Source organism: Mariniluteicoccus endophyticus, assembly GCF_054780035.1.
Genome location: NZ_BAAGXC010000001.1, coordinates 51,918 through 76,821 on the forward strand (window position 1 = coordinate 51,918; position 24,904 = coordinate 76,821).

Consider the following 24,904-nt stretch of genomic DNA (forward strand, 5'->3'; position numbering starts at 1 on the left):
AGTCCGGGAAGCGTGGGGCTAGTGCTCCAGACGGCGCTCGCGCCACGCGGAGATGATGCGGTGGGCGATCGTGCCCTCCAGCGGAAGACTCACCGTGCCGTCGGCCAGCCGGGCGTCGAGGTCGGCGCGCGAGAACCACTGGGCATACTCGATCTCCTCTCCGTCGACCGAGAACTCACGACTGCTCGCGCGGGCGACGAAGCCGACCATGAGCGAGCGGGGGAAGGGCCACGGCTGGGACCCGAAATAGCTGACCGATTCGAGCGCCACGTCGGCCTCCTCGGCCATCTCGCGATGGACGGCCTCCTCGAGCGACTCCCCCGCCTCGACGAAACCGGCAAGCAGGGAGACCCGGCCCTCGCCCCAGCCAGCCTGGTGGCCGAGCAGGATCTCGTCGCGGTCGTTGAGGATGGCCACGATGATCGCGGCATCGGTGCGCGGGAAGTGGGTGCGCTCACAACTGGCGCAGTGGCGTGTCGTGCCGCCGGTGCCGACGCTCGTCTCGCCGCCGCAGCCGGCGCAGCGCGGGTCGAGGGAGTGCCAGTGGAGCATGGCGACAGCAGTCGTGGCCACGTCGAGCCAGGGCCCTTCGAGGTGGGCGTTGAGCTGGCGCAGCGACGCCGTGGGGCCGTCGGCGATGGCACGCACGGCGAACACGGGGGCCTCGTCGACGAGCCCGAGCAACACGTGGCGCTGGGCGTCGAACTCGACGAAGGGCCGCGTCATGCGCAGCCGGCGCTCCTCGGGATCGCAGAACAGTCGCCCGTCGTCGTCGACCTTCACCAGCAGCGCGTCCTCGCGCTTCCACAGGCCGGCGACCCATTCGACGGAACCGCGATGCATCTCGGCTCGGTCTAGCTGGCTGGCTGTGGCCCACTGGTCGTTCACGGGTCCACCGTACCGCCGAGTCACCCCAGGTCGAGCCAACCGGCGAGCTCGTCGCGGCCCGGCAGCGAGGTGGGTCGGACAACCTCGTCGTCGCGCACGTGGTAGAACACCGCGTCCACCTGGTCGAGGCGTACGCCCTTCAGCTCGGCCCACGCCAGCCGGTAGAGCGCGAGCTGGCCTTCGTCGGCGCTGTGGGCGCGCCCGGTCTTCCAGTCGACGACCTGCCACAGCGCTCCCGGCGCATCGGGGTCGGTGCCGTCAAGAGCGAAGACGGCGTCGATGCGGCCGCGGATCAGCTGGCCGTCGAGCACCAAGGTGAAGGGTGCCTCGAGCTCGGACGGCACACGATCGCCGTAGCGTCCGGCGGTGAAGGCCTCGCACAGCTCGGTGAGGTCGCTCTCGTCGACCGCGCCGGCGTCGGCGCGCCCCGGCAGCTCGTCGGGATCGACCAGCGGCGTAGGCAGCCCCATCTCGCCGTAGTGACGCTCGATCCAGCGGTGGAAACGCGTGCCGAACCGGGCCTGGCGCGACGGCGGCCTGGGCATCGGCCGCACCAGCTCGGCGGCGTACGCCTGCGGGTCGCGCCGGGCCGCCAGCAGCTGGGTCGCCGACAACGCCGCGGGCAGGCGTACGCGACGCCGCCCCCGGCGTGACTCGCGGGCCTCCGCGACCAGGCGTGCGAGGTCGGCGTCCCACTCGGCGACCCGTGAGGCGTCGTCGAGCATGAGGGACTCGGTGTCGGCCTCGTACGTCCCCGTCGCGATGAATCGCTCACGGGCGGCCTGGACGGCGAGGGCCGCGTCCCGACGCCGGCCGCGCTGGTCGGGGTCGAGCGGTCGGGGCCACGGCACGGGCCGGGCCTCGACGTCGAGGGGGTTGACAGCATCGACCGCGACCGGGGCCGCCTCTGCCACCACGTGCCCCTGACGCGTCGCCTCGATCTGGATGGCCCGGAGGTAGTCCGACGGCGTGCGCGGCCTCGTGGCCTCGGGGCGCCACGTGTGACCGGTGCCGACCAGGATCCGCTTGGCGCGGGTGACCGCGACATAGCCGAGACGGTCCTCGGAGCGCACCTGCTGGTCCTTCAACGCCGCGCGATAGGCCCTGAGCCCGTCGTTGGAGGCCTCTTGGAGCTGGGGGATCGAGTGTCTGTCGCCGCGCAGGTCGGCGGGGATCGCGGCGGGGGTGGTCACCCAGTTGTCGCTGACCCGGTCGGACGGGAACACGCCGTCGACCAACGCGGGCAGGAAGACCATCTCCCACTCCAGCCCCTTGGCCTTGTGGACGGTGAGCAGCTTCACCGAGTCGACGTCGCTCGGGACCGCCCGCTCCAGTCCCGCGCCCTGCTCGACCTCGGCCCGCAGGTAGGCCAGCAGCCCCGACAGCGACGCGTCCCCGTCGACGTCGACGTAGTCGGCCACAGCATCGACGAACACGGCGAGCTGGTTGCGTCGCTCCGTGCGGGCGAAGTGAGGGGTGGCGACGAGCTCGATGTCGAGACCCAGCACGGCGATGACCCGTCGCACGAGGTCGAGCACCGGCTCGTCGGCGTGGGCCCGCAGACCCCTGATCTCGGCGGCGAACGCCGAGAGCCGGGCTCGGGCATCGGCTGACAGCGGCGCGTCACCGGGGTTGTCGATGGCGTCCAGCAGCGACACGACCTCGGTGGGGTCGACGTCGGCGATCGCCTCTTCGAGGGCCGCGAGCAGGGCGTCGTCACCGGCGGGTCCGTCGCTGCGGGAACGGGCCAGTTCGCGGGCCCGGCCGCCGAGGGCCGCAAGATCGGCCGGTCCGACGGCCCAACGGGGGCCCGAGACGAGCCGCACGAGATCGGGGTTCGCGGTGACGTCGTCGATGAGGGTCAGCGTGGCGACGACGTCACGCACCTCGGGCAGCTCGAGCAACCCCCCGAGGCCAACGATCTCGACCGGGACGTCACGTGAGGTGAGATCGGCGAACAGTGCGGCGATGTCGGCGTTGCGACGGCACAGCACCGCCATGTCGGACCACGCACCGACCTCCCCTGTGTCGTGGGCGGCCGCGATCGCCGCGCCGACCCAGGCGACCTCCTGGGGCCACGTGTCGAACGTCGCCGACCTCACCTCGCCCGGGTGGGCACCCCGCGGGGCCACGAGCTCGGTCCCGCTCAGGTCGGCGGGCTGCCCCTCGAGCAGCGGGTCGGCGCGCAGCGGGCGGGCCAGGACGTTGGCCACGTCGAGGATCGTCTGGCCCGAGCGCCGGTTTACCGTCAGCGAGAAGCTCGCCGCGGGACGGCCGTCGGCGCGCGGGAAGTCGGTGGCGAACTGCAGGATGTTGCTGGCCGCGGCCCCGCGCCAGCCGTAGATCGCCTGGAACGGGTCGCCGACCGCCGTCACCGGGTGACCGCGTCCCGACTCGGCGTCGCCGCCCGAGAACAGGCCCTGCAGCATCATCGCCTGGGCCGACGACGTGTCCTGGTATTCGTCGAGGAGCACCACCCGGAACTGGTTGCGTACCATCCGCGCCACGGCTGGGACCTCGCGGACCAGACGCGCCGCCACCGCCATCTGGTCGGCGAACTCGACGACCCCGAGCCGTGCCTTGAGCGCCTGGTAGTCGGCCACGAGCGAGGCCAGCTCGAGGCGCTCGGCGAGCATCGCCTCGGCGCGCACCACGTCGGCGTAGGGGCGGCCGCCACGGGCCAGCGGTGCCTGCGCCCAGGCCAGGGCGTACTCACGTGCGTGGCGGTCGAGCTCGTCCTGGCCGACGAGGTGGGCCTGGAGGTCGGCGTCGAGCTTCAGCACGCGCTCGGTGATCGTGGCGGGCCGCAGGCGTGACAGCGCCTCGAAGGGGCCGGCGGCCGCGCGCACCACCCGCGACGCGAGCCGGTAGCGCGTCGCGCCGGTGATCATCGTCTGCTCGGAGTCGACGCCGATGCGCAACCCGTGCTCCGAGACCAGCCGGGCGGCGAACGCGTCATAGGTCATGACGACCTGCTCACCGGCCTCGTCGACCCCGTCGGCGGTCACAACACCGGCGTTGGCCAGCGTGCGACGCACGCGCGTCGACAGCTCGGCCGCGGCCTTGCGCGTGAACGTCAGCCCGAGCACCTCCTCGGGCCGCACCGCGCCGGTGCCGACCAACCACACGACACGCGCAGCCATCACCGTCGTCTTGCCCGACCCCGCGCCGGCGATGATGACGCCGGGCTCCAGCGGAGCGGTGATCGCCGCCAGCTGCTCGTCGGAGAACGGGATGCCGAGCGCCTCGCACAGCTGGTCGGGGTCACGCAGCCGCCGTCGCACCGGCAGCGGGCTCACGTTGTCGATCACGGAACGATCCCCCCTCCCTCGGCGCGCGCCGGACAGCTTCCCGCGAACGCGCAGTAGCGGCACGACGACCCCACCTGGGCGCGGAAGTCCTCGGTGCGCACCGTTCGGCTCGCCTCGCCCAGCCGGGCGTGGACCCAGGTCGGGGCGACGGTATCGGCGTCGTCGACGTGGGGACGGTCGTCGAGCGAGTCCTGGGGCAGCACCACCGGGTAGGGCACGTCCGTCTTGTCCTGGACCCGCAGGTAGACCAGCTCGGCCCCGGCGACCCGGCGCTCCCCCGGCGCGTACGCGTCGAAGGCCCCCAACGACGCCGCGAGCTGGTAGACGCCCAGTTGTTCGTGGGTGGGCACCTCCTTCTTGTCGACGGGGCGCCGGCCCGTCTTGAAGTCGACGACGTGGAGGCGCCCGTCGGGAAGGCGCTCCAGGCGATCGACGGTGCCGTGGAGCACGACGTGGTCACCGTCGACCTCGAGCGGGACCTCGAACCGGATCTCGGAGCCGAGCACCTCGCGGTGGGCGTTGGCGTCCTGCCAGGCGACGAACCGCTCCAGCACCCCCTCGGCCTCGGCCCGCTCGACCGCCGAGAGGTAGGTCGCGTCGAACTCGATGCGGTCCCAGACGTGGTCAAGGGTGTCGGCGAGGTCGGTGGCGTCGACGCCCTCACGCTCGGCGTGGTCGATCAGGACGTGCATGACCTCGCCCGCGCTGGCGGCGCTGGAGCGGCCCGCCTCCGCGGAGGCGCGGCGTGAGAGGAACCACTGACGGGGACAGCTCACGAGGGCGCCCAGCGTCGAGCCGGAGATCCGGATGGGCTCGTCGGGCGGGACCACGGGCCGGTCGCCCTCGGTGAACTCGTGCATCCCCCACCACCGACGAGGATCGGCGCCCGGGGCGACGGGGCGGCCGTCGTCGTCCACGGCGTCCGCGAGCCGCGCCAGCCGGACGGCGGCGGCGTCACGCACCGCGGGTGGCCGGTCGGGGTCGACGGCCACGCGGCGGAGCTCACCCACCAGCGCCGGGAGGGTCAGCGGACGTGCCGGGCGGCCCACGACGTGGACGGCCTTCACCCCGAGCTCGCCGAGGAACCGTGACGGCTGGTCCCCCTCTCCCTCGGTCCCCTCGACCGCCGACACGACCAGGCGTTCGCGGGCCCGGGTGCACGCGACGTAGAACAGGCGTCGCTCCTCGGCCAGGCGAGCGGAGGTCGGCGGCGGGTCGGTGATGCCCCACCGCCCGGCGACCCGGCCGAGACGGTCGGCCTCGAGCAGCGAGCCACGCGTACGCAGGTCGGGCCACATGCCCTCCTGGACCGAGGCGACCACGACGAGCCGCCACTCCAGACCCTTGGCGCGATGGGCGGTCATGACACGTACGCCGCGTCCGCGCACATCGGCTTCGCGCTGGGTATCGGCCGGGATCTGCTGGGACGCCACCTCGGCGAGGAACGCCTCGAGGCCACGCTGACCGGCGAGCTCCTCGGACCGGGCGGCGACCTCGAACAGGGCGCAGACCGCGTCCAGGTCACGGTCGGCGCGTCGGCCCTGATCACCGCCCGCGAGGGCCGCATCCTGGAGCCGTTGCGGCCACGGGGTGCCGCTCCACAGCGCCCACAGCGCCTCCTCGGCGGTGGCGGCGGCGTTGACGCCCGCCTCGACCGCCTTGAGCAGGTCGGCCAGCGTGCGCGCCCGTTCGAGCTCGGGGGACGTGCGCCCCAGCGCGGCGACGGCGTCGTCGATGCGCTCGGGCTCGATGACCGCCCGTCGCACCAGCTCGTCAGACGGAGGCGGCACCACGCCGCCCAGCTCGAGACGCTCGGCGTCGCGCAGGTCGCGTCCGAGGCGCCGCAGCCCCAGCGAGTCGAGACCGCCGAGCGGGGACAGCAGGAGACGGGCGGCCTCGTCGGCGTCCAGCTCGCGCCCGCGGGCCACGACCTCGAGGGCGAGGAGCAGCGGCCGGACCGCAAGCTCGGCCGACAACGCAATCTCGTCGCCGGCCACCTCCACCGGCACGCCAGCGGCGCCCAGCGCCCGCGACAGGCCGGGGATGACACGGCGTCCGGAGCGGACCAGCACCGCCATCTCGTGCCAGCCGATGCCGTCATGGAGGTGGGCCTGGCGCAACAGGTCGGCCAGGTGTTCGGCCTCGGCGCCCGCCGAGTCGAACGTGAGGACCTCCACGCGCCCGCGGGGTGCGCCCGGCGCGAGCGTCGGCGTGCGGAACGTCTCGCGCACCTCGGCGGGGACGCCGACGAGCGGCAGCCGCTGGGCCACGAGTCGGGTCGCGGCCGAGATCGCCGCGCCGAAGCGCCGGGTCGTGCCGAGCGCGACGACCTCGGCGGGCTGGTCGTCGACGGTGCGGAACCGCTCACGGAAGTCGGTGATGCCGCGCGCCTCGGCACCGCGGAAGCCGTAGATGGACTGGTCAGGATCACCCACGACCACGCAGTGTCCACCGCGGCCGGCCAGCGTGCGCAGCAGCGCGGCCTGGGAGGGGTCGGTGTCCTGGTATTCGTCGACGAACACGCCGTCGATCTCACGTCGCACCGTGGCCAGCACGTCGGGGTCGGCCAGCAGGATGCGGCTGCGGTGGACGAGCTCCGCATAGTCGAGCGCCTGCTCCCAGTCGAGCACCTTCAGGTATTCGTCCATGAACTCGGCCACGTTGAGCCATTCGGCGCGACCGGCGCGGGCTGCCACTTCTCCCAGATCTTCGGGGTCCATGCCCAACTGGCGGGCCCGGGCCAGCACCGCGCGTACCTCACCGGCGAAGGCCCTGGTCTCGAAGGCGGCCCTGACCGACTCGGGCCACTCCTCGGCCCCCTCCAGCGCGCCGGCCAGGGTCTCGCGCACGCGGAACTCCTGCTCGGGTGCGGTGAGCAGCCGCAGGCCGCTGCCGTAGTCGTCTTGATCGGCGAACCGGCGCACGAGTGCGAAGCAGAACGCATGGAACGTGAGGACCGAGGGCGTCTCGACCGACCGCCCCAGGCGTGCGGTCACCCGCGCCCGCAGGTCGAGCGCCGCGCGTCGGGAGAAGGTGAGCACCAGAGGAGCGGCTCCCGGACGCGAACCGCGCTCGATGCGGCGCACCACGGCCTCGACGAGCGTCGTCGTCTTGCCGGTCCCCGGACCGGCGAGCACCAGCAGCGGCCCGTCGGTGTGGTCGACGACCCGCTGCTGGTCGGCGTCGAGCATGGGCACGGCGACGTCGGGCACCACCCGCTCGAGCTCGAAGGATCCACGCACGTCCTCCATGCAATCAGACGCCTCCGACAGGTTCGGTCCGCCACCCCCGCGGCCCACCATCGACGGCGCCTCCGCACGGGGGGCGCCGCGTCGTGCCGGGGGCTCTCTCCGGACGCCCGGGTCCGGGTGACTCAGTAGGTCGGCTGGGAGGGGTCGACGCGCTCGACCCACGCCAGCACGCCGCCATCGACGTGCCACGCGTCGAGCCCGACCTCGCGGAGCCGGCCGAGCACCTGGGACGATCGCACCCCCGAGCGGCAGTAGACGACGACGGGCCTGTCCCCCAGCCCCGCCAGGGCCTCACCCGACTCGAACCCGGACATCGGCTCGAGCCGTGAGCCCGGGATCGCGTTGATCGCCCGCTCGCCCGGTTCGCGCACGTCGACCAGGTCGAAGTCGCGTACGCCGGCCTCGCGCTCGGCGAGCCACGCCTGCAGCGTCACCACGTCGAGTGCGCGCCCCGCGAGGGCCACCGGACGCGGCACGCAGGCCTCCACGAGCGGCTCGACCTCGGTGATGGTCGGCTTGGCGCCGCACAGCGCGCACCCGGGGTCGGCCGCGACGGGCAGCGCCGCCCAGGTGCCGCGCAGCGCGGAGTGGACCGACAGGCGGCCGCAGGCCACGTCACCCGCGCCCACGAGCAGCTTGATCGCCTCGGTGACCTGGGCCGAGCCGACGGCGCCACACAGCACGCCGAGCACGCCTCCCTCGGCGCACGACGGCACCGACCCAGCGGGCGGCGGCTCGGGGAACAGGCACCGGTAGCAGGGCCCGTGGCCGGCCCAGAACACCGACACCTGCCCGTCGAAACGGAAGATCGACCCCCACACGTAGGGCCGGCCCTCCAGCGCGCATGCGTCGTTGGCCAGGTAACGCGTCGGGAAGTTGTCGGTCCCGTCGACCACCAGGTCGTACGCGGACACGAGCCGCCGCGCGTTCTCGGCGGTCAGCCTCGCGTGATGGACCTCGACGGTGACCAGCGGGTTGATCTGCGCCACGCGGTCGCCCGCGGACTCGACCTTGGGCCGTCCCAGATCGGCGACGCCGTGGATGACCTGCCGCTGCAGGTTCGACTCGTCGACGACGTCGTCGTCGATCACGCCGATGGTCCCCACCCCGGCGGCGGCCAGGTAGGTCAGCGCGGGCGAGCCGAGGCCCCCGGCCCCGATGACGAGCACGCGGGCGTTCTTCAGGCGGCGCTGCCCCTCCAGCCCGATCTCCGGCAGGAGCAGGTGGCGCGAGTAGCGCCGTACCTCCTCGGGCGTCAGCGGGGGTCCCGGCTCCACGAGCGGCTCGACGATCACCGCGCCAGCGTACCCACCGCACCTCCCCTCTAGACTCCGGTCATGGCTACCAGCTCCGAGGTCCGCACGGTCGTCGACGGGCGCACCCTGAAGCTGACCAACCTCGAGAAGGTCCTCTACCCCGAGACGGGCTGGACCAAGGGCGAGGTGCTGAGCTACTACCTGCAGGTCGCACCCGTGATGCTGCCGCACCTGCACGGTCGCGCCATGACGCGCGTACGCCAGCCGAACGGGACCGGTCCCGGCGCGTTCTCGTTCTACGAGAAGAACGTGCCCATGGGGTGCCCCGACTGGGTCGACCGTCTGACGGTCCGTTCGAGCGACGGGACCATCACCTATCTCGTCGCCGAGGAGCCCGCGACGCTGGTCTATCTGGCCAACCTGGCGGCGCTGGAGATGCACGTCCCCCAGTGGCACGCGGCTCCCGACTCCGTACGCGGTGACGACCCCGTCGACCTCGACACCGTCGACTCCACCGCGGTGGTCGTCGACCTCGACCCCGGGGAGGGCCTGGCGACGCGTGACCTGGCGCGCGCGGCCATGCTGGCCGGTGGGCTGATGGCCACCGACGGGCTCACCCCGCTGGTGAAGGCCTCCGGGTCGAAGGGCCTGCAGCTGTACGCGCCCGTGCGGCCCACGGCGGGGAGGCTGTGCACGGCGTACGTCCAGGACCTGGGGCGCCGACTGCTCGCCCATGAGCCGGACCTGTTCGTGGCCACCGTCAGCGTGGCCGAGCGGGCGGGCAGGGTGTTCGTCGACCACAACCAGAACCTGCCCGGGCGCAACACCGTCGCGCCCTACTCGCTACGCGGCAAGCACCGCCGCCCCACCGTCTCGACCCCCCTCGACTGGGACGAGATCGCCGCCCTTGACGCGCCGAGCGACCTGCTGTTCCACCCCGACGACGTCCTCGCCCGCATCGCAGAGCGGGGCGACCTCCTCGCCGACCTCGTCGACCCCGGGGCCGAGCGCCCTGAGCTTCCCTGGACCGACACGGCGTGACTCTCCCGGTGCGCCCACGTGCCCGCACGGTGACCGGGCAGTAGGATCAGCAGAATGGAGAACCCCCGGCCCGCCGCCCGCAGCCCACGCATGCCCCGTGACCAGCGTCGTGCCCAGCTGCTCGGCGCGGCCGGCGGGGTCTTCGCCGACAAGGGCTACCACGCCGCAGCGATGGACGACATCGCCGAGGCAGCGGGCGTGTCGAAGCCCGTGCTCTACCAGCACTTCCCGTCGAAGCTCGAGCTCTATCAGGCGCTCCTCGACTCCGCGGCCGAGGCGCTCACCGAGCGGGTGACCGATGCGATGCGCGCCCACGACAGCAACAAGGAGCGCGTGCGCGCGGCGATCGGCGCCTTCTATGACTTCGTCTCCGAGTCGGGACGCCAGTTCCGTTTCGTGTTCGAATCCGACCTGACCGACGTGCAGGTCCAGCAGCGCATCTGGCAGGTCCACCAGGACCTCGCCCAGACAATCGGCGATGTCATCACCACCGACACCGACATCCCGGAGGACCGGGCCAGGCTGCTCGGCGTGGCCATGGTCGGGCTGGCCCAGGTGAGCGCCCGCCACTGGGTCGCCGCCGGCCGTGACATCCCCGTCGAGGAGGCCTCGAACCTCGTCGCGTCCCTGGTCTGGCGCGGCATCGCCTCGTTCCCGAAGACCGGACGCGCCTGAGCCGTCCCACACGGTCGACGCTCGGGGCACAGTTGCCCCGTCGGGCCACTACTGTGGCCCAGCAAGGGGATCCGATAGCGGAGCCCATCAAGTCAAGGGGAGACACCATGACCCAGCCCGGCGCCACCGGTCAGCCCGCACCCCTCGAGCCGCCCGCCGGCGGCGAGGCCGTCCTCACCCTCGAGGCTCCGCCCGCCCCGGCGCCCGTCACCGCCACGCAGGCGCCTAAGATGGCTCCCCCGGTCAAGACCGAGCAGGTGCCGGTCCTCGACCAGAAGGTCGACGCGTTCATGCAGTCCCTGACCGCTGCAGAGGCCCGCTCCCCCGAGATGGACAAGCAGGCCGCCGCCGTGCGCAACATGGGCGACGCCGACATCCGCAAGGCCGCCGAGGCGTCGAACCGCCTCCTCGACGCGCCCGTGCGTGCGATGAAGGAGGGCGGCACCTCGTCGGGCGACGCCATCGGCAAGACGCTTCTCGAGCTGCGCCGCACCGTGGAGGACCTCGACCCCTCCCAGGCCACGGGCACACGCAAGTTCCTCGGCATGATCCCCTTCGGCGACAAGGTCGTCGACTACTTCCGCAAATACCAGTCGGCCCAGTCCCATCTGAACGGCCTGCTCCACTCGCTGCAGAACGGCAAGGACGAGCTCGCCAAGGACAACGTCGCTCTCAACATGGAAAAGCAGAACCTCTGGGCGACCATGGCGCGGCTGAACCAGTACATCTACATCGCCGAGAACCTGGACGCGAAGCTGTCGGCCCAGATCTCCCAGCTCGAGATCACCGACGAGGAGAAGGCGAAGTCGCTGAGCCAGGACGTGCTGTTCTACGTGCGCCAGAAGCACCAGGACCTGCTCACCCAGCTCGCGGTCTCCATCCAGTCCTACCTGGCCATCGACGTCATCATCAAGAACAACATCGAGCTCATCAAGGGCGTCGACCGCGCGTCGACCACGACCATGTCGGCGCTGCGTACGGCCGTCATCGTGTCGCAGGCCCTCACCAACCAGAAGCTCGTCCTCGACCAGATCACGGCCCTCAACACCACGACGTCGAACATCATCGAGCAGACGTCGCTGGCGCTGAAGGAGAGCTCGGCGAACATCCAGGCCCAGGCCGCGTCGGCGACGATCGGCCTGCCGCAGCTCCAGAACGCCTTCCAGAACATCTACGACACGATGGACTCGATCGACAACTTCAAGTCCCAGGCCCTCGACACGATGGCCCAGACCATCGGCGTCCTCGAGCACGAGGTCGACAAGTCGAAGTCCTACTTGGAGCGCACTCGCAAGCAGGACCAGCGCCTGGCCGACGGAAGCCTGGAGTTCGAGGGCACCCCGCAGTCGAACTACGGCATGCCCAACTCCAACAGCCTCCGCTGACGCCCATGGGGTTCCTCGACTGGGTCCAGAGGGTCAACGACAAACTCGAGCCCGAGGGCGCGGTGACGACGCCGCCGGTCCCCACGGCCGACGACATCCTCAACGCCCTCGACCGCACCGAGCAGATGGCGCGCGACGCCCGGCTCAACCCGATCGTTCTCGCGCGGGTGGGGCGCGTGGCCAACCTGGTGCGCGAGACCATCCCGCGTCTGCGTGCGCTCGGCATGGGCTCGTCCGACTCGTACGCCGTCATGGCCACCGCGACCGACTACCTGCCGGAGGCGCTGTCGAACTATCTGCGCCTGCCGCGCGACTGGGCCGACTCGCGTCCGGTCGAGAACGGCAAGACGTCGCTGATGCTGCTGATCGACCAGCTCGACCTGCTCGGCGCGACCATGGAGAAGATCCTGGACGCCGTGGCACGCCAGGACGCCAACGCCCTGATCGCCCACGGCCGCTTCCTGCAGGAGCGCTTCGGCCACGCCTCGACCGGAGGCCAGCTCGACCTGCAGCAGCCGGGGCCCGGCCTACCGCCGCAAGGCATGCCGCCGTCCCCCCAGCAGCCCGGTCAGCCGATCGCTCCGCCGAACATGCCGCCTCCCCTGCCCCCGCTGGGTCGCTCCGGACGAGCTCCGGGTCCCGGCAACCCGCTCGATCTGGAGTGACCATGGACGCCACCACCGATCCCACGCTGCGTACCGCACTCGCCCGGCTCGAGGAGGTGGCCACCGCCGCGGGGCTCGACGGGGCGGGGGCCCGTCACGAGGGCGAGGTGCTCGCCGCCGCCGTCAGCGAGTCGAGCAGCCAGGCCTTCGTCGACTGGGCCGCCGAGACCGGCCACGAGCCCAGCGCCGAGGCCTATATGCGTGCCGCCCAGCAGGGCCGGCGCTGGCGCGGCGCCGCCACCTCCCTGCTCAGCGAGCTGGTGCTCGCGCGCTCGCCCCACGCGGGCGCGTACGCGCAGGCGCTGGCGGAGGTGTGCACCACGGCCTGCCTGCTCGGCCGTCCGAGCGCCCGCGTCCTCGGCAACGCCCAGTCCGCGGCCGCCGCCCAGCTCGAGGCCGCGCGTACGCCGACCGCCCCGCAGCCGGAACGGCCGGCACCGGGTCTCGACCCGACCCTGCTCCAGCCCACCGACCAGCAGGAGTTCGCGCGCCGGGCACCCGAGATGCTCAACCGCGTGCTGAGCTCGCTGCAGGACTCGATCCGTCGCCAGAACGACCTCGCCTCCCAGGGGGTGTCCGGGTCGTCGCTCGATCTCGACCCTTTCGTCCCGCTCGGGCCGGGCGCCTTCCCCGGCCTGCCCGGTGGAGGCGCCCAGCCCTCCGGGACGGGCACGCCGGCGAGCCCGGACGCCACCGCCCCCGAGAACGTGACACCGCAGGCCCCGCCCGCCGCCGCGCCGGGTGAGCCCGCGAAGGACGAGGAGGTCGAGCCGGAACCCGAGCCGAAGTCGCTGGAGGAGCTCCTCGCCGAGCTCGACGCCCTGACCGGCCTCAAGCGGGTCAAGGAGGAGATCCACAAGCAGGCCGCGATGCTGCGCGTCGAGGGGCTGCGGGCCAAGCAGGGCCTGGCGACCCCCACGGTGACGCGTCACCTCGTGTTCGTCGGCAACCCGGGCACCGGCAAGACCACCGTCGCCCGTCTGGTCGCAGGCATCTACCGTGCGCTGGGCCTGCTGTCGAAGGGCCAGCTCGTCGAGGTCGACCGCTCCGAGCTCGTGGCCGGTTACCTCGGTCAGACCGCCATCAAGACCGCCGAGGTCGTCAAGTCCGCCGAGGGCGGCGTGCTGTTCATCGACGAGGCCTACTCGCTGTCGGGCGACCAGTACGGCGTCGAGGCCATCAACACGCTGGTGAAGGAGATGGAGGACAAGCGCGACGACCTCGTGGTCATCGTGGCCGGCTATCCTCTGCCCATGCAGGTGTTCATCGCCGAGAACCCGGGCCTGCAGAGCCGTTTTCGCACAACGATCGAGTTCGACGACTACACCGACGACGAGCTGGTGGGGATCTTCCGCGGCATGGTCGACAAGGCCGACTTCGAGGTCGACGACGCCTCGGTGGAGAAGTTCCGGTCCATGCTCGCTGAGCAGGACCGCGGCATGACCTTCGGCAACGGGCGCTTCGCGCGCAACGTCCTTGAGGCGGCGATCGGCGCCCACGCGTGGCGCCTGCGGGACATCGAGGAGCCGACCGTCGACGACCTGCGCCGGCTCGTCCCCGACGACCTCGACGTCGCCGACGACGAGGACGAGCTGCCCGACCTCGCCGCCCACCAGCCCGCCCCCGGCCAGCCGCTCGTGGCCCCCGAAGGCGTGGACGAGCACCCGCCCACCGTCGACATCGAGGAATCGCCCGAGGACGAGTCATGACGACCGCCGTACGCCCGGGCACGACGTACGCCCCGCCCACCGGTCAGCCTCGGCCGGTACGCGGTCCGTTGCCGCCGCAGGCTGCCCCGACGGGCCGGCTCAAAGACCCGCTGCGCGGCACACCGACGCCGCGGGCGCTGCAGATCCTGCTCGTGGTCTCGATCCTCACCACGCTGCTGTTCGGCGCGGTCGCGACGAGCCAGCTGTTCGCGGCCTCCCGGGCGATGAACGAGGCGACGCGTCACACCGCCCAGCTCACCAGGATCCAGGCGATCGAGGCCAACCTGCTGAGCGCCGATGCGACGGCGACCAACGCCTTCCTCGTCGGCGGGCTCGAGTCGTCGGAGCAGCGCAACCGCTACGTGACGGCGATGTCGGAGGTGGCGCGGCTGATCCCTGAGGCGGGTCAGGCCCAGCCCGCCGACCAGGACGTACTGCGCGCGCTCAACGAGGAGGTCGTCACCTATGCCGCGATCATGGAGCAGGCGCGCGCCAACAACCGCCAGGGGTTCCCCCTGGGCAGCGCCTACCTGTCCGATGCCGGCGACCACCTGCGGGGCCGGGCGATGCCGCTGCTCGACAGCCTCGTGAGCGCGAACGACGGGCGCGTACGCACGACCCTCGAGCGCGACCGGACGGCCGTGGCGGTCGTCTCGGGGCTCATCGCCCTGCTCGCGCTGCTGGCGACCATGTACGTCGTGGCCATCCGCTTCCGCCGCATCCTCAACGTGGGCCTCGCGACCGCGCTGGCCCTGGTTCTGGTCGCCACCTTGACCGCGACGTCGTCGCTGGCCTCGACGCAGACGGCGGCCGACCGCATCCAGAGTGGCCCGCTCGCGATCGCCCGTGCGGCGGGCGCCGCTCGCGTCCACGCCTACGACGCGAAGGCGTACGAGTCGCTGACGCTCATCGCCCGCTCGCGCGGCGGCGAGAACGAGGCGCTGTGGGCCCTGGCGAACCTTCGTGCCAAGCGGGCGATGAAGGCCATCCCCAACGGTCAGGTGCGGGCATCGCTGCAGCGCGACTGGAGCTCCCACGTCGTCAGCCACCGCAAGATCCGCGAGCTCGACTCCGACGGCCGCTGGGACCTCGCCCGCACCGCCGCCACCGGCACGGGCGAGGGCAGCTCGAACGCCACCTTCATTGCTTTCGATCGGGCCGCCACGCAGGCGGCGGCCACGGCCGGCGACGACGCCGTACGCCAGCTGGGCCGGCTGCACACCCCGCTGGTGTGGTCGGCGGTGCTCACCGTGCTGATGAGCCTGGGCGCCGTCGTGGCGGCGATCGCCGGCATCAACAAGCGCCTGAAGGAGTACGCATGATCCCCCGCCACCTGCGTACGCTCGCCGTGCTCGGCTGCGCCCTCGCCCTCAGCGCGTGCTCGGCGGGCTACTCGCCCACGCCGATGCCGACCCGGCGGCCCACCGCCGCGGCCGACCCGGCCGACCCCGGAAATTGCAACAACCCCGCCCAGAGCTACGACCCCGTGCCGCCCGGCCCTCCGCTGGCCGGCACGACCATGGCGCGGCTCGCCGACCGTGGCCGCTTGGTCGTCGGGGTGTCGTCGGACGCCATGCCGTTGGCCTACCGCAACGCGGTCAACGGCGACCTCGAGGGCTTCGAGATCGATCTGGCCCGGACCCTGGCCCGCGCCATGTTCAACGACGAGTCCAAGCTCGAGTTGCGTGTCATCAACGCCGGTGACGTCCGGCGCGCGATCGACGACGGCGACGTCGACGTCGCGATCCGCCAGGTCGGCATGACGTGCAACGGCTGGCAGAACATGAAGTTCTCGGCCCCCTACGCGGTCGTCCCGATCAAGGTCCTCGGCCGCGCCACGGGTGTCCCCGGCAAGGACGAGCTGCGCAAGCACCGCATCTGCAGTGCGGCCGGGAGCCACGCCTCGATGGTGCTGGGCCGCGGCGACACGCGCGTGACGGCCGCCACAGACGCCCTGTGCATGGTGCAGTTCCAACGCGGCGAGGTCGACGCCGTGGCTGGCACCGCACCCGCGATGGCAGGTCTGGCCCGTCAGGACCCCTATGCGAAGGTCTCCGACTACGACCTGGGCACCTCGAGCCTGGCCGTCGCCGTCCGCGCCGACCGTGCCGACCTCGCCGCCTGGGTGAACCAGGTCCTGGCCGGCTGGTCCGGCGGGGCCTGGGCCGAGTCGTGGAACCGCTGGGTACGCCCGTACGTCGGCGACGCCGCCCCGCCGAAGCCCGCCTACGGCAGGCCGGTGCGATGAGCATCGTCGCCCCCACCGCCCCCGGACGCATCGGCGTCCCGCTCCCGCCCGAGGTGGCCCTGGCCTACCTGACCGACCTGCGGATCTGGGTCGACGAGCGTCGCCGCGAGCTCGACACGCTTGACGGCGCCGTGCTGCGCTCACCGCTGCGGGCCCAGCTGACGCGGGACATGATGCTGGCCATGGCGCTGTGGAAGGCCGTGTCCGACCGCCTGGGCCTGCTCGAGGCCACGTGGGACTCGGGCCGGGTCGGCCCGACCGAGCTCGAGCGGATGGCGACGCTGATCTGGGGTCGGCTCGACGCCACGCTCGACCCGAGCCTCATCGCCCGAGCCGACGCGCGCGGCGGCGACCACGCCCCGGGGTCGACCGCGGCCGGCCTGGCGGTGAGCCTGCCCGAGGCGTGCCGCCTGTCCGACGCGATGGCCTCCCAGCTGCGTACGCGGCTGGCGATCGACCCCAACGCCGACGCCGTCACGGCGCGGCTGCGCGACCTGCGCGCCCAGCTGGAGCGACTGCGCGATCAGGTGGCGCTCGAGCCGGCGGGGCTGCGCGCCGAGCCCACCCGGCGCCTGTCCGAGCTGAGCGGGCGCGTCGACGACATGGTCGCCCGCGTCGGCCGCGGTGGCGACATCGGCGGGATGATCGGCCCCGCCGAGATCGACGCGGCCCGCTTCGAGCGCGACCTGATCGTCGGCGGCGTCGAGCGCCGCAAGGCGCGCGACCTGTTGGAGAAGACCCGCGAACTGCGTGACGACCTGGTCGCCCGCGAGGCCGCCCTGCAGGGGCTGGTCAACCAGACGCTGACCACGGTGTCCCCCGCCCCGAAGTACGCGGTGCCCGACGTCGACGCGCTCGGCCCGCTGCCGAGCACCAGGACCGAGATCGAGGCGTACGCCAGGCGGCTGCAGCAGGTCTCGCGCGCCATGGGCGTGGTGCAGGACGCGTACGCCAAGGCCATGGCCGACCACACCGACCTGACCGCGCGGATGGCCCGCAGCCGTTCGACCGTGGGCTCGTTCGGTGCCGACGACCACCCCGACCTGGTCGCGATCGGCCAGATCACCGACGACGTGCTCGCCCGTCGCCCGTCGCCGATCCCGCTCGCACGCGAGCTGGTGGAGGCGTTCGAGACGTGCGTGCAGACGCTGGCCGAGGAGGACCGACGACGATGAGGTGCACCCAGCCCGGATGCACGGGCACCATCACCGACGGCTACTGCGACGTGTGCGGCATGCCCGGCACCGGCGCCCCCGCATCGGCAGGCAGCGCCTCGGAGGTGCCGGCGATGCCCGGGCTCAACGCCGTCCGCGGTGCGGCTCCGGCCAAGGCCGCCACCGGTCGCTGCAACGTGCCCGGCTGCGGCGGCGAGATCCGCGACGGCTACTGCGACGTGTGCGGGGCCCCGGCGACCGCCGGGACAGGCCCCGTCGGTGACGACGCCGGCGACCAAGGGGTGCTGTCGACGGTCACGCGCGGCTCCAACCGCCTCGGGTCGGCCGCGCTCGGCTCGGAGCGCGCCCGCACCAGCGGCTCGCGCGCGACCCGGCGTACGGGCTCGGGCAGCCAGCGCCTGCGCGGCGCCCGCATCGGCGCCGGGTTGACCCGCGTCCCTCCCGCACCGGCTGTCGATCCTGCCAAGGCGATCATGGCCGACCCCACGGTGCCCGAGAACAAGCGGTCGTGCCCGAGCTGTGGTGCCCCGGTGGGCCGCTCGCGCGACGGCCGCCCCGGGCGTACGGCGGGTTTCTGCCCGAAGTGCCGCAACCCCTACTCGTTCGACCCCAAGCTGAAGGCCGGCGACATGGTGGCCGGCCAGTACGAGGTGCAGGGCTGCCTGGCCCACGGTGGTCTCGGCTGGATCTACCTCGCGAAGGACAAGAACGTCTCCGACCGCTGGGTCGTGCTCAAGGGCCTGCTCAACTCCGGCGACCCCGACGCGCTCGCCGCCGCCATCGCCGAGCAGCAGTTCCTCGCCCAGGTCGAGCACCCGCTCATCGTCGAGATCTACAACTTCGTCACCCACGAGGGTGCGGGCTACATCGTCATGGAGTACGTGGGCGGCCGCTCGCTGAAGCAGCTGCTCAAGGAACGCATGAAGAACAACGGCGGCGCGTACGACCCGCTGCCGGTCGACCAGGCGCTGGCCTACGTCATCGAGGTCCTTCCGGCGTTCCAGTACCTGCACGACCTCGGCCTGATCTATTGCGACTTCAAGCCCGACAACATCATCCAGGTCGGCGACGCGGTCAAGCTGATCGACCTCGGCGGCGTGCGCCGGGCCGACGACGAGGACTCCGCGATCTACGGCACCGTGGGCTACCAGGGCCCGGAGGTCGCGCGGGTCGGCGTGAGCGTCGAGTCGGATGTCTTCACGATCGGCCGCACGCTGATGGTGCTGTGCAGCGAGTTCCGCGGCTACCAGTCGACGTACGAGTTCACGCTGCCCCCCGTCGAGCAGACGCCGCTGTTCCAGGCCAACGACTCGCTCTACCGGCTCCTGCTCAAGTGCTGCGCGAGCGACCCCGCCGACCGGTTCACCTCGGCCGACGAGCTGCGCGTCCAGCTGCTCGGCGTCCTGCGGGAGACGGTCGCCAGGCGTACGCCGGGCACGGCCCTCACGTCGGCGAGCTCGCTGCTGTTCGAGCCGCCCATGATCATGGGCGACTCGCTCGACTGGCACCAGCTGCCCCGGCTGCGGCGGGACACGTCCGACCCCCATCAGGCGTGGCTGGCCAACATCGACATCGACGATCCCGCCGAGCGGCTCACCGCGCTGGCGTCCGCACCCGGCGAGTCGCCGGAGGTCTTCCTCGCCCGCATCGCGGCCGGCCTCGAGCTCGGCGACCATGCCACGGTGCGCAGCAACATCGACGCGATGCTGACCGCCGACCCCTGGGAGTGGCGTGCGGTGTGGTGCGACGGCCTGCTGCAGCTGCACGACGGCAACGTCGATGCCGCCGTGGCGGCCTTCAACGCCGTCTACGGGCAGGTTCCCGGCGAGCTGGCGCCCAAGCTCGCCCTGGCTCTGGCCTGCGAGCACCGCGGCGAGCTCGACGTCGCCGAGGCCCTCTACCAGACCTGCTTGGCGACCGACGCCAACTACGTCACGCCCGCCGGGTTCGGCCTGGCCCGCGTACGCCGCGCCCGCGGCGACCTGCCCGCCGCCATCGCGGCGCTCGACCTCGTGCCCACCACCAGCCGAGGCTTTGCCGAGGCCCGTCGTCAGAAGTCGCTGACGCTGCTCCAGCTCGGCCGCGGCCTGGGTGACCTCGCCGATGCGATGGCGTCGGTGCGCGGCATCCGGATGGACGCCGACGCAACAGACGAGCTGCGTGTCACGGTCTATGAGCGGGCGCTGGCCATGGTGTCGCAGACCGCCGAGCAGCCCAACCTGGCGATCGGTGACCAGGTCGCCACCGTGGCCTCGCTGCGCGAGGGGCTCGAACAGGCCTATCGCTCTCTGGCACGTCACAGCTCCTCCGCCGAGGAGCGCGTCGAGCTCATCGACCGAGCGAACAGCATGAGGAAATGGAGTCTCCTGTGACCACGAGCGCGCCCCCTCAGGGACCGATCTCCTGCGCCGCCTGCGGCGGTCGGGTCGAGGCGTGGGAGTCGTTCTGCGAGGGCTGTGGCGCCGAGCTCGCGCCGACGGTCGAGGCCCCCCAGCACACGGGCTCGGAGGTCCCCGTCAGTCGGTCGACGAAGCGGCCGCCCGGTGAGCCAGCCGAGGTGCCTGCGCCCCCGCGCCGGTGCGGCGAGTGCGGCGGCGCGGTCGACGACGACGGCTACTGCGAGGTGTGCGGGGCGAAGGCTCCCAGGCCGCGCGACCACTTCGAGCAGTCGCCGGCGCCGTGGGTGGGCGGCGTCTGCGACCGTGGCGTACGCCACCACCGCAACGAGGACGCGATGGCGCTCTCGGCCACCGGCCCGCGCCCCGGCTCCGGTCCCGATGCCGGGCAGAGCCGCGCTGTCCTCGTCGTCTGCGACGGCGTCTCGTCGTCGAGCGACTCCGACGTCGCGTCCCTGGCCGCCGCCCGCGCCGCGCTGGAGGTCCTCGACTCGCAGCGCCCCGCCGGCATGGACGTCGAGGCCTCCCGGGTGAACGCGATCACCCAGACGCTCGCCGAGGCCGTCATGGCCGCCAACGACGCGGTCGTCCGCACCCATTCCGCCGACACCCGCAACCCGGCCTCCTGCACGTTCGCGGCCGCCGTGGTCGTCGACGACCTGATCGTCCACGGCAACGTCGGCGACTCGCGCATCTATTGGGTGGCCGACTCCGGCGAGTCGCGCCAGTTGTCCGTCGACGACTCCGTCGCCCAGGTCCGCATGGCCCACGGCCTGTCCCGCGAGGAGGCCGAGAACGGCCCCCAGTCGCATGCGATCACCCGCTGGCTGGGCGTAGACGCCCCCGATCTCGTGCCCACCTCGGGCTGGCTGCGGGCACCGGGCCGGGGCTGGCTACTGGTGTGCTCCGACGGCCTGTGGAACTACGCCTCGGCAACCGATGCGATCGAGGAGGTCTTCGCCCGCGTGCTGGTCGACGACCCGACCGCATACACAGACCCGACGCGCCTCGCCCAGCGCCTCGTACGCTGGGCCTGCGACCAGGGCGGACGCGACAACATCACGGTCTCCCTCGCCCGCTTCGGGGAACCGACGACGGGCCGGTAGCGTCCCATCCCGAGCACTGACCACCGCCCGACAGCCAGGAGGAACCATGGCCAACTTCACCTCGACGGTCTACCAGAACGAGTTCCTGCCCGAGGGCGGGACCGACGTCCACGCGATCGTCACGATGGAGTGCTCCGAGGCCGGCAAGGCCGGTGTCGGCGCGGGCGGCGACGCGGGCGAGATCATCATCGTCGACACCTCGGGGTCGATGGGCGAGACGAACATGGAGGCCGCCAAGCGCGCCGCCGTCGCCGCCCTCGACCACATCGTCGACGGCACCTATTTCGCGATCGTCGCCGGCAACCACCAGGCCTACCTGGCCTACCCGACGCGTACGACGGGCGCCGGGATGGTGCGCATGGACCCGCAGACCCGACGCGAGGCCGCCCAGGCGATTTCCTACTTCCACTCCGACGGCGGCACCGCCATCGGCTCGTGGCTGAACCTCACGCGGGCCCTGTTCGACTCGGTGCCGGGCCTGCGTCAGCGCCACGCCCTCCTGCTCACCGACGGCGAGAACCACAACGAGACGCCGGTCCAGCTCGACATGGCGATCCAGGCCTCCATCGGCAGCTTCCAGTGCGACTGCCGCGGCATCGGCGTGGAGTGGAAGGTCTCCGAGATTCGCAAGGTCGCCCAGGCGCTCCTCGGCACGGTCGACATCATCCCCGGCCCCGGACAGCTGTCCTCGGCGTTCGCCGAGATCATGCAGCAGTCGATGGGCCGTGGCGTCGCCGACGCCCGCCTGCGCGTGTGGGCGCCGCAGGGTGCGCAGGTGCTGTTCGTACGCCAGGTCGCTCCGACGGTCGAAGACCTCACGGCGCGCGCCGAGCAGGTCAACCCGCTGACGACGCGCTACCCGACCGGCGCATGGGGCGACGAGTCGCGCGACTACCACGTGGCCGTACGCCTCGCGGCGAAGGGCATCGGCCAGGAACAGCTCGCGGCACGCGTCCAGCTCGAGGTCGGCCCCGACGTGGTCACCCAGTGTCTGGTCAAGGCCAAGTGGAGCTCTGACGACGCGCTGACCACGCGCATCGACCCGGCCGTCGCCCACTACACGGGCCAGGCCGAGCTCGCGACCGCCATCCAAGAGGGTCTGGCGGCCAAGGCCGCGGGTGATGACCGCACCGCGACGACCCGCCTGGGCCGTGCCGTCCAGCTGGCCCGGGAGACCGGCAACGCGGAGGCCACGACGCGACTGAGGAAGGTCGTGGACATCGACGACGAGGAAACCGGTACCGTGCGTCTGAAGAGGACGGTCGACAAGGCCGACGAGATGGCCCTCGACACCGCCTCCACCAAGACGACACGAATCCGAGGTTGACAGTGCCCACCTGCTCCGCCGGTCACGCCACCCAATCGACCGACTACTGCGACGTCTGCGGTACGCCCATCGCCCCGGACGGGACGTCCGGGCCGACCGCGCCGTCGGCTCCGCCCGCGCCCCAACAGCCGGAGACGGCGCCGTGCCCGAACTGCAACACGGTCAACCCCCAGGACGCCCTGTTCTGCGAAGCGTGCGGCTACGACTACACCACCGGCGCGCTCCCGCGGCCGTCCGAGGTCCCGTCGATCCTCGACCTCGACCTCGACGCCCCGGTGAGCGCGCCGTCCGCCGCGGGTCCGCACGCCCCGACCCCGCCGGCCCCGGGCCCGCCGGCACCCGCGGCGCCGAGGCCGCCGGCACCCCAGCCGGCCGCTTCGCAGGCGACCGCCGAGTTCCCCGGCGACCAGCCGTCGGCGTCGCAGGGTCCGGCCCAGCCCGACGCCTCGGGGACGAACGGTGCCGGGTCGCTGCAGGGCCTGGTCGGCCTCGACGCCCCGGCCGCCCGCAGGATCGAGGCCCGCTTCAGCCGTCCCGAGCAGCCGTCCGCCCGCGTACCCCTCGAGTCGCCCGGGGCCCCGTCGCCCGGGGCCCCGGCGCCCGTTGGGACTGGTGCGCCAACGGGGATGTCCGTCCCGCGCGCGCCGCAGGGCCAGGCGTCGGCCACCCCGCACCCCTCCGCCACCCCGCAGCCCTCGGCGAACCCGCACGATCCCGGTGTCGCCCACGACGCTCCGCAGGCGCCTTCGACCGACTTCGACTGGATCGCCGAGGTCTGGATCGACCCGGAGTGGTACGCCATCCAGCAGGCCCCCGACCCCCTGCCGTCGATGGGCCTGCCGACGATGGTTCCGCTCCGCAAGCGCTCGCTGCTCGTCGGACGGCCCTCCCGCAGCCGAGGAATCGCCCCCGACATCGACGGCGACCCCGACTCCGGCATCAGCCGTCGCCAGGCCCAGCTCACCAGCGACGGACGCCGCTGGTACGTCGAGGACCTCGGCTCCGCCAACGGCACCTACGTCGCCCCGGCCGCCGCACCCCTGCCGACCACGCCGCTGGCGCCCGGCCGCCACGAGCTCCAGCCCGACGACCGCATCTTCGTCGGCGCCTGGACCCGCATCGTGCTTCGCCGCGCCACCCCGGAGGAGCAGCAGATCTACGGCGCGTAGTTCCCATCTCGCACGCGTAGGTCCCAGCTCGCGCGCCGGTCCCGGCGCGCGCGACGCCCGGGGTCGCCAGTCCACTGCCTGCGTGGTCCCTGGGCAAGCGCCAACTCCCACTGTTGTCCCAGCGCCTCGAAGTGGTGGGGGCCCCGCCGCCGGGTCGTGGTTGGGCCTGGCCGTCGCGAGCGAGGACGAGCGACGGGACTGGCTAGACGCGGCGGCGAGGCCTCCACCACCACGGATGCGGACGCAGCCTGTCCACGACCACGTGCGGGCGAGCCGCCTTCCCATCCGCCTTGGGCGAACACACCCGTGGTCGCGCCCGTGGACGTGGCAGGGTTGACCCTGTCGGCGACAGCCCCGTCGCCCCGCACCAGGAGGAACAGTGGAAGTCAAGGTCGGAATCCAGCACATCGCCCGCGAGCTCAGCGTCGAGACCGAGCAGACCGCCGACGAGGTCGAGCAGGCGTACACCAAGGCGCTGGCCGAGGACTCGCTGTTCACGCTCGTCGACTCGAAGGGCGGCCGCACGCTCGTACGTGCGTCGTCGGTCGCGTACCTCGACCTGGGCAAGGAGAACGTGCGCCGCGTCGGTTTCGGCGCGGTCTGAGCCTCAGCGCCGCCGCAGGATGGGCGGGTGCAGGACCCGCGCCCGCCCGTGGCGATAGAGGGTGGCGGGCCGGCCGCGGCCGTGCGTACGCCGCCCCGTGTCGACGACGAACCCCTTGACCGACATGACCTTGCGATGGAAGTTGCGGGCGTCGAGGCGCTCGCCCCACACGGCCTCGTAAACCTCCCGCAGCTGCGGGATGGTGAACTCGCGCCGGCAGAACGCCGTCGCGAGCGCCGAGTACTCGAGTTTCGCGCGGGCGCGCTCGACCCCGTCGGCGAGGATCGTGCCGTGGTCGAACGTGAGGTTCTCACGGCCTGCGAGCGCCACCGGCCACCAGTCGACGAGGAGCTCGTCGGAGTCGGGGACCTCCAGGTCGGCGCCGAGCACCATCCACGCCACCGAGACCGATCGTCCGCGCGGGTCGCGGTCGACGTCACCGTAGGTGCGCAGCTGTTCCAGCACGAGCTCCGAGACGGTGAACCCGACACGTTCGAGCTCGACGTAGGCGGCGTCCTCGAGCGACTGGTCGTCGGCGACCTCGCGGCCGGGAAGCGCCCAGGCCCCGCGCCAGGGCTCCTGCGTACGCTGCTCGAGCAGCACGCACAGCTCTCCGTGTCGCAGGGTGAGGACGACGAGGTCGACGGTGAGGCGGGCCACGGACTCCAGCATAGGCGCTTCCATGTCAGAGCGACACG

General features: G+C 72.5%; 18 protein-coding genes. 13 read left to right on the forward strand and 5 right to left on the reverse strand.

Annotated features, from left to right (window positions below; translation table 11 throughout):
• Positions 1–18: 18 nt before the first annotated feature.
• The 4 genes from nudC to moeB all read right to left on the reverse strand — a co-directional run bounded on the left by nudC (position 19) and on the right by moeB (position 8,745).
• Positions 19–888, reverse strand: a complete 870-nt coding sequence (gene nudC / locus ACYVGD_RS00230; protein ID WP_460740952.1) for an NAD(+) diphosphatase — start codon at positions 886–888, stop codon at positions 19–21.
• Positions 889–908: 20 nt separating this feature from the next.
• Positions 909–4,199 (reverse strand): ATP-dependent DNA helicase, encoded by a 3,291-nt coding sequence (locus ACYVGD_RS00235; RefSeq protein WP_460740953.1) that lies wholly within the window; start codon positions 4,197–4,199, stop codon positions 909–911.
• Complete coding sequence (locus ACYVGD_RS00240; protein ID WP_460740954.1) at positions 4,196–7,450, reverse strand: ATP-dependent helicase; 3,255 nt, start codon at positions 7,448–7,450, stop codon at positions 4,196–4,198. The genes ACYVGD_RS00235 and ACYVGD_RS00240 overlap by 4 nt, the downstream gene beginning before the upstream one ends.
• Positions 7,451–7,572: 122 nt before the next feature.
• Positions 7,573–8,745, reverse strand: a complete 1,173-nt coding sequence (gene moeB / locus ACYVGD_RS00245) for a molybdopterin-synthase adenylyltransferase MoeB (protein ID WP_460740955.1) — start codon at positions 8,743–8,745, stop codon at positions 7,573–7,575.
• 42 nt (positions 8,746–8,787) lie between these two features.
• Between moeB and ACYVGD_RS00250 the strand changes: the two genes are divergently transcribed.
• From ACYVGD_RS00250 to ACYVGD_RS00310, 13 genes are all read left to right on the forward strand, one after another.
• Positions 8,788–9,747: a DNA polymerase domain-containing protein gene (locus ACYVGD_RS00250; RefSeq protein ID WP_460740956.1), complete on the forward strand. Its 960-nt coding sequence runs from the start codon at positions 8,788–8,790 to the stop codon at positions 9,745–9,747.
• Positions 9,748–9,801: 54 nt separating this feature from the next.
• Entirely contained in the window at positions 9,802–10,422 is a 621-nt protein-coding gene (locus tag ACYVGD_RS00255) for a TetR/AcrR family transcriptional regulator (protein WP_460740957.1), read from the forward strand.
• A gap of 107 nt (positions 10,423–10,529) precedes the next feature.
• Positions 10,530–11,807, forward strand: a complete 1,278-nt coding sequence (locus ACYVGD_RS00260; protein ID WP_460740958.1) for a toxic anion resistance protein — start codon at positions 10,530–10,532, stop codon at positions 11,805–11,807.
• Positions 11,808–11,812: 5 nt separating this feature from the next.
• Entirely contained in the window at positions 11,813–12,472 is a 660-nt protein-coding gene (locus ACYVGD_RS00265) for a hypothetical protein (RefSeq protein WP_460740959.1), read from the forward strand.
• 2 nt (positions 12,473–12,474) lie between these two features.
• Positions 12,475–14,181, forward strand: a complete 1,707-nt coding sequence (locus ACYVGD_RS00270) for an AAA family ATPase (protein ID WP_460740960.1) — start codon at positions 12,475–12,477, stop codon at positions 14,179–14,181.
• Positions 14,178–15,503: a hypothetical protein gene (locus tag ACYVGD_RS00275; protein ID WP_460740961.1), complete on the forward strand. Its 1,326-nt coding sequence runs from the start codon at positions 14,178–14,180 to the stop codon at positions 15,501–15,503. Before ACYVGD_RS00270 ends, ACYVGD_RS00275 begins: the two co-directional genes overlap by 4 nt.
• Positions 15,500–16,429 carry a transporter substrate-binding domain-containing protein gene (locus ACYVGD_RS00280; RefSeq protein ID WP_460740962.1) on the forward strand — a complete coding sequence of 310 codons (930 nt, stop codon included), beginning with the start codon at positions 15,500–15,502 and terminating at the stop codon, positions 16,427–16,429. The genes ACYVGD_RS00275 and ACYVGD_RS00280 overlap by 4 nt, the downstream gene beginning before the upstream one ends.
• Positions 16,426–17,604: a hypothetical protein gene (locus ACYVGD_RS00285; RefSeq protein ID WP_460740963.1), complete on the forward strand. Its 1,179-nt coding sequence runs from the start codon at positions 16,426–16,428 to the stop codon at positions 17,602–17,604. The genes ACYVGD_RS00280 and ACYVGD_RS00285 overlap by 4 nt, the downstream gene beginning before the upstream one ends.
• Positions 17,601–19,976 (forward strand): serine/threonine-protein kinase, encoded by a 2,376-nt coding sequence (locus ACYVGD_RS00290; protein ID WP_460740964.1) that lies wholly within the window; start codon positions 17,601–17,603, stop codon positions 19,974–19,976. The genes ACYVGD_RS00285 and ACYVGD_RS00290 overlap by 4 nt, the downstream gene beginning before the upstream one ends.
• Complete coding sequence (locus ACYVGD_RS00295) at positions 19,973–21,106, forward strand: PP2C family protein-serine/threonine phosphatase (RefSeq protein ID WP_460740965.1); 1,134 nt, start codon at positions 19,973–19,975, stop codon at positions 21,104–21,106. Before ACYVGD_RS00290 ends, ACYVGD_RS00295 begins: the two co-directional genes overlap by 4 nt.
• 46 nt (positions 21,107–21,152) lie before the next feature.
• A complete protein-coding gene (locus ACYVGD_RS00300) occupies positions 21,153–22,433 on the forward strand; it encodes a vWA domain-containing protein (RefSeq protein ID WP_460740966.1) in 1,281 nt (426 codons plus the stop codon).
• A 2-nt stretch (positions 22,434–22,435) separates the two neighbouring features.
• Positions 22,436–23,602: an FHA domain-containing protein gene (locus ACYVGD_RS00305; RefSeq protein WP_460740967.1), complete on the forward strand. Its 1,167-nt coding sequence runs from the start codon at positions 22,436–22,438 to the stop codon at positions 23,600–23,602.
• Positions 23,603–23,981: 379 nt separating this feature from the next.
• On the forward strand, positions 23,982–24,206 hold the full coding sequence (locus ACYVGD_RS00310; RefSeq protein WP_460740968.1) for a DUF3107 domain-containing protein: 225 nt from the start codon (positions 23,982–23,984) through the stop codon (positions 24,204–24,206).
• Positions 24,207–24,209: 3 nt separating this feature from the next.
• On the opposite strand, the gene ACYVGD_RS00315 is transcribed toward ACYVGD_RS00310, so the two are convergent.
• Positions 24,210–24,866, reverse strand: a complete 657-nt coding sequence (locus tag ACYVGD_RS00315) for an NUDIX hydrolase (RefSeq protein WP_460740969.1) — start codon at positions 24,864–24,866, stop codon at positions 24,210–24,212.
• Positions 24,867–24,904: the final 38 nt, after the last annotated feature.

Excerpts from the sequence above, each read along its gene's own strand:
- ACYVGD_RS00240 (WP_460740954.1), bottom strand. The coding sequence starts at position 7,450 with ATGGAGGACGTGCGTGGATCCTTCGAGCTCGAGCGGGTGGTGCCCGAC.
- ACYVGD_RS00250 (WP_460740956.1), top strand. The coding sequence starts at position 8,788 with ATGGCTACCAGCTCCGAGGTCCGCACGGTCGTCGACGGGCGCACCCTG.
- ACYVGD_RS00255 (WP_460740957.1), top strand. The coding sequence starts at position 9,802 with ATGGAGAACCCCCGGCCCGCCGCCCGCAGCCCACGCATGCCCCGTGAC.
- ACYVGD_RS00260 (WP_460740958.1), top strand. The coding sequence starts at position 10,530 with ATGACCCAGCCCGGCGCCACCGGTCAGCCCGCACCCCTCGAGCCGCCC.
- ACYVGD_RS00265 (WP_460740959.1), top strand. The coding sequence starts at position 11,813 with ATGGGGTTCCTCGACTGGGTCCAGAGGGTCAACGACAAACTCGAGCCC.
- ACYVGD_RS00270 (WP_460740960.1), top strand. The coding sequence starts at position 12,475 with ATGGACGCCACCACCGATCCCACGCTGCGTACCGCACTCGCCCGGCTC.
- ACYVGD_RS00275 (WP_460740961.1), top strand. The coding sequence starts at position 14,178 with ATGACGACCGCCGTACGCCCGGGCACGACGTACGCCCCGCCCACCGGT.
- ACYVGD_RS00280 (WP_460740962.1), top strand. The coding sequence starts at position 15,500 with ATGATCCCCCGCCACCTGCGTACGCTCGCCGTGCTCGGCTGCGCCCTC.
- ACYVGD_RS00285 (WP_460740963.1), top strand. The coding sequence starts at position 16,426 with ATGAGCATCGTCGCCCCCACCGCCCCCGGACGCATCGGCGTCCCGCTC.
- ACYVGD_RS00290 (WP_460740964.1), top strand. The coding sequence starts at position 17,601 with ATGAGGTGCACCCAGCCCGGATGCACGGGCACCATCACCGACGGCTAC.
- ACYVGD_RS00300 (WP_460740966.1), top strand. The coding sequence starts at position 21,153 with ATGGCCAACTTCACCTCGACGGTCTACCAGAACGAGTTCCTGCCCGAG.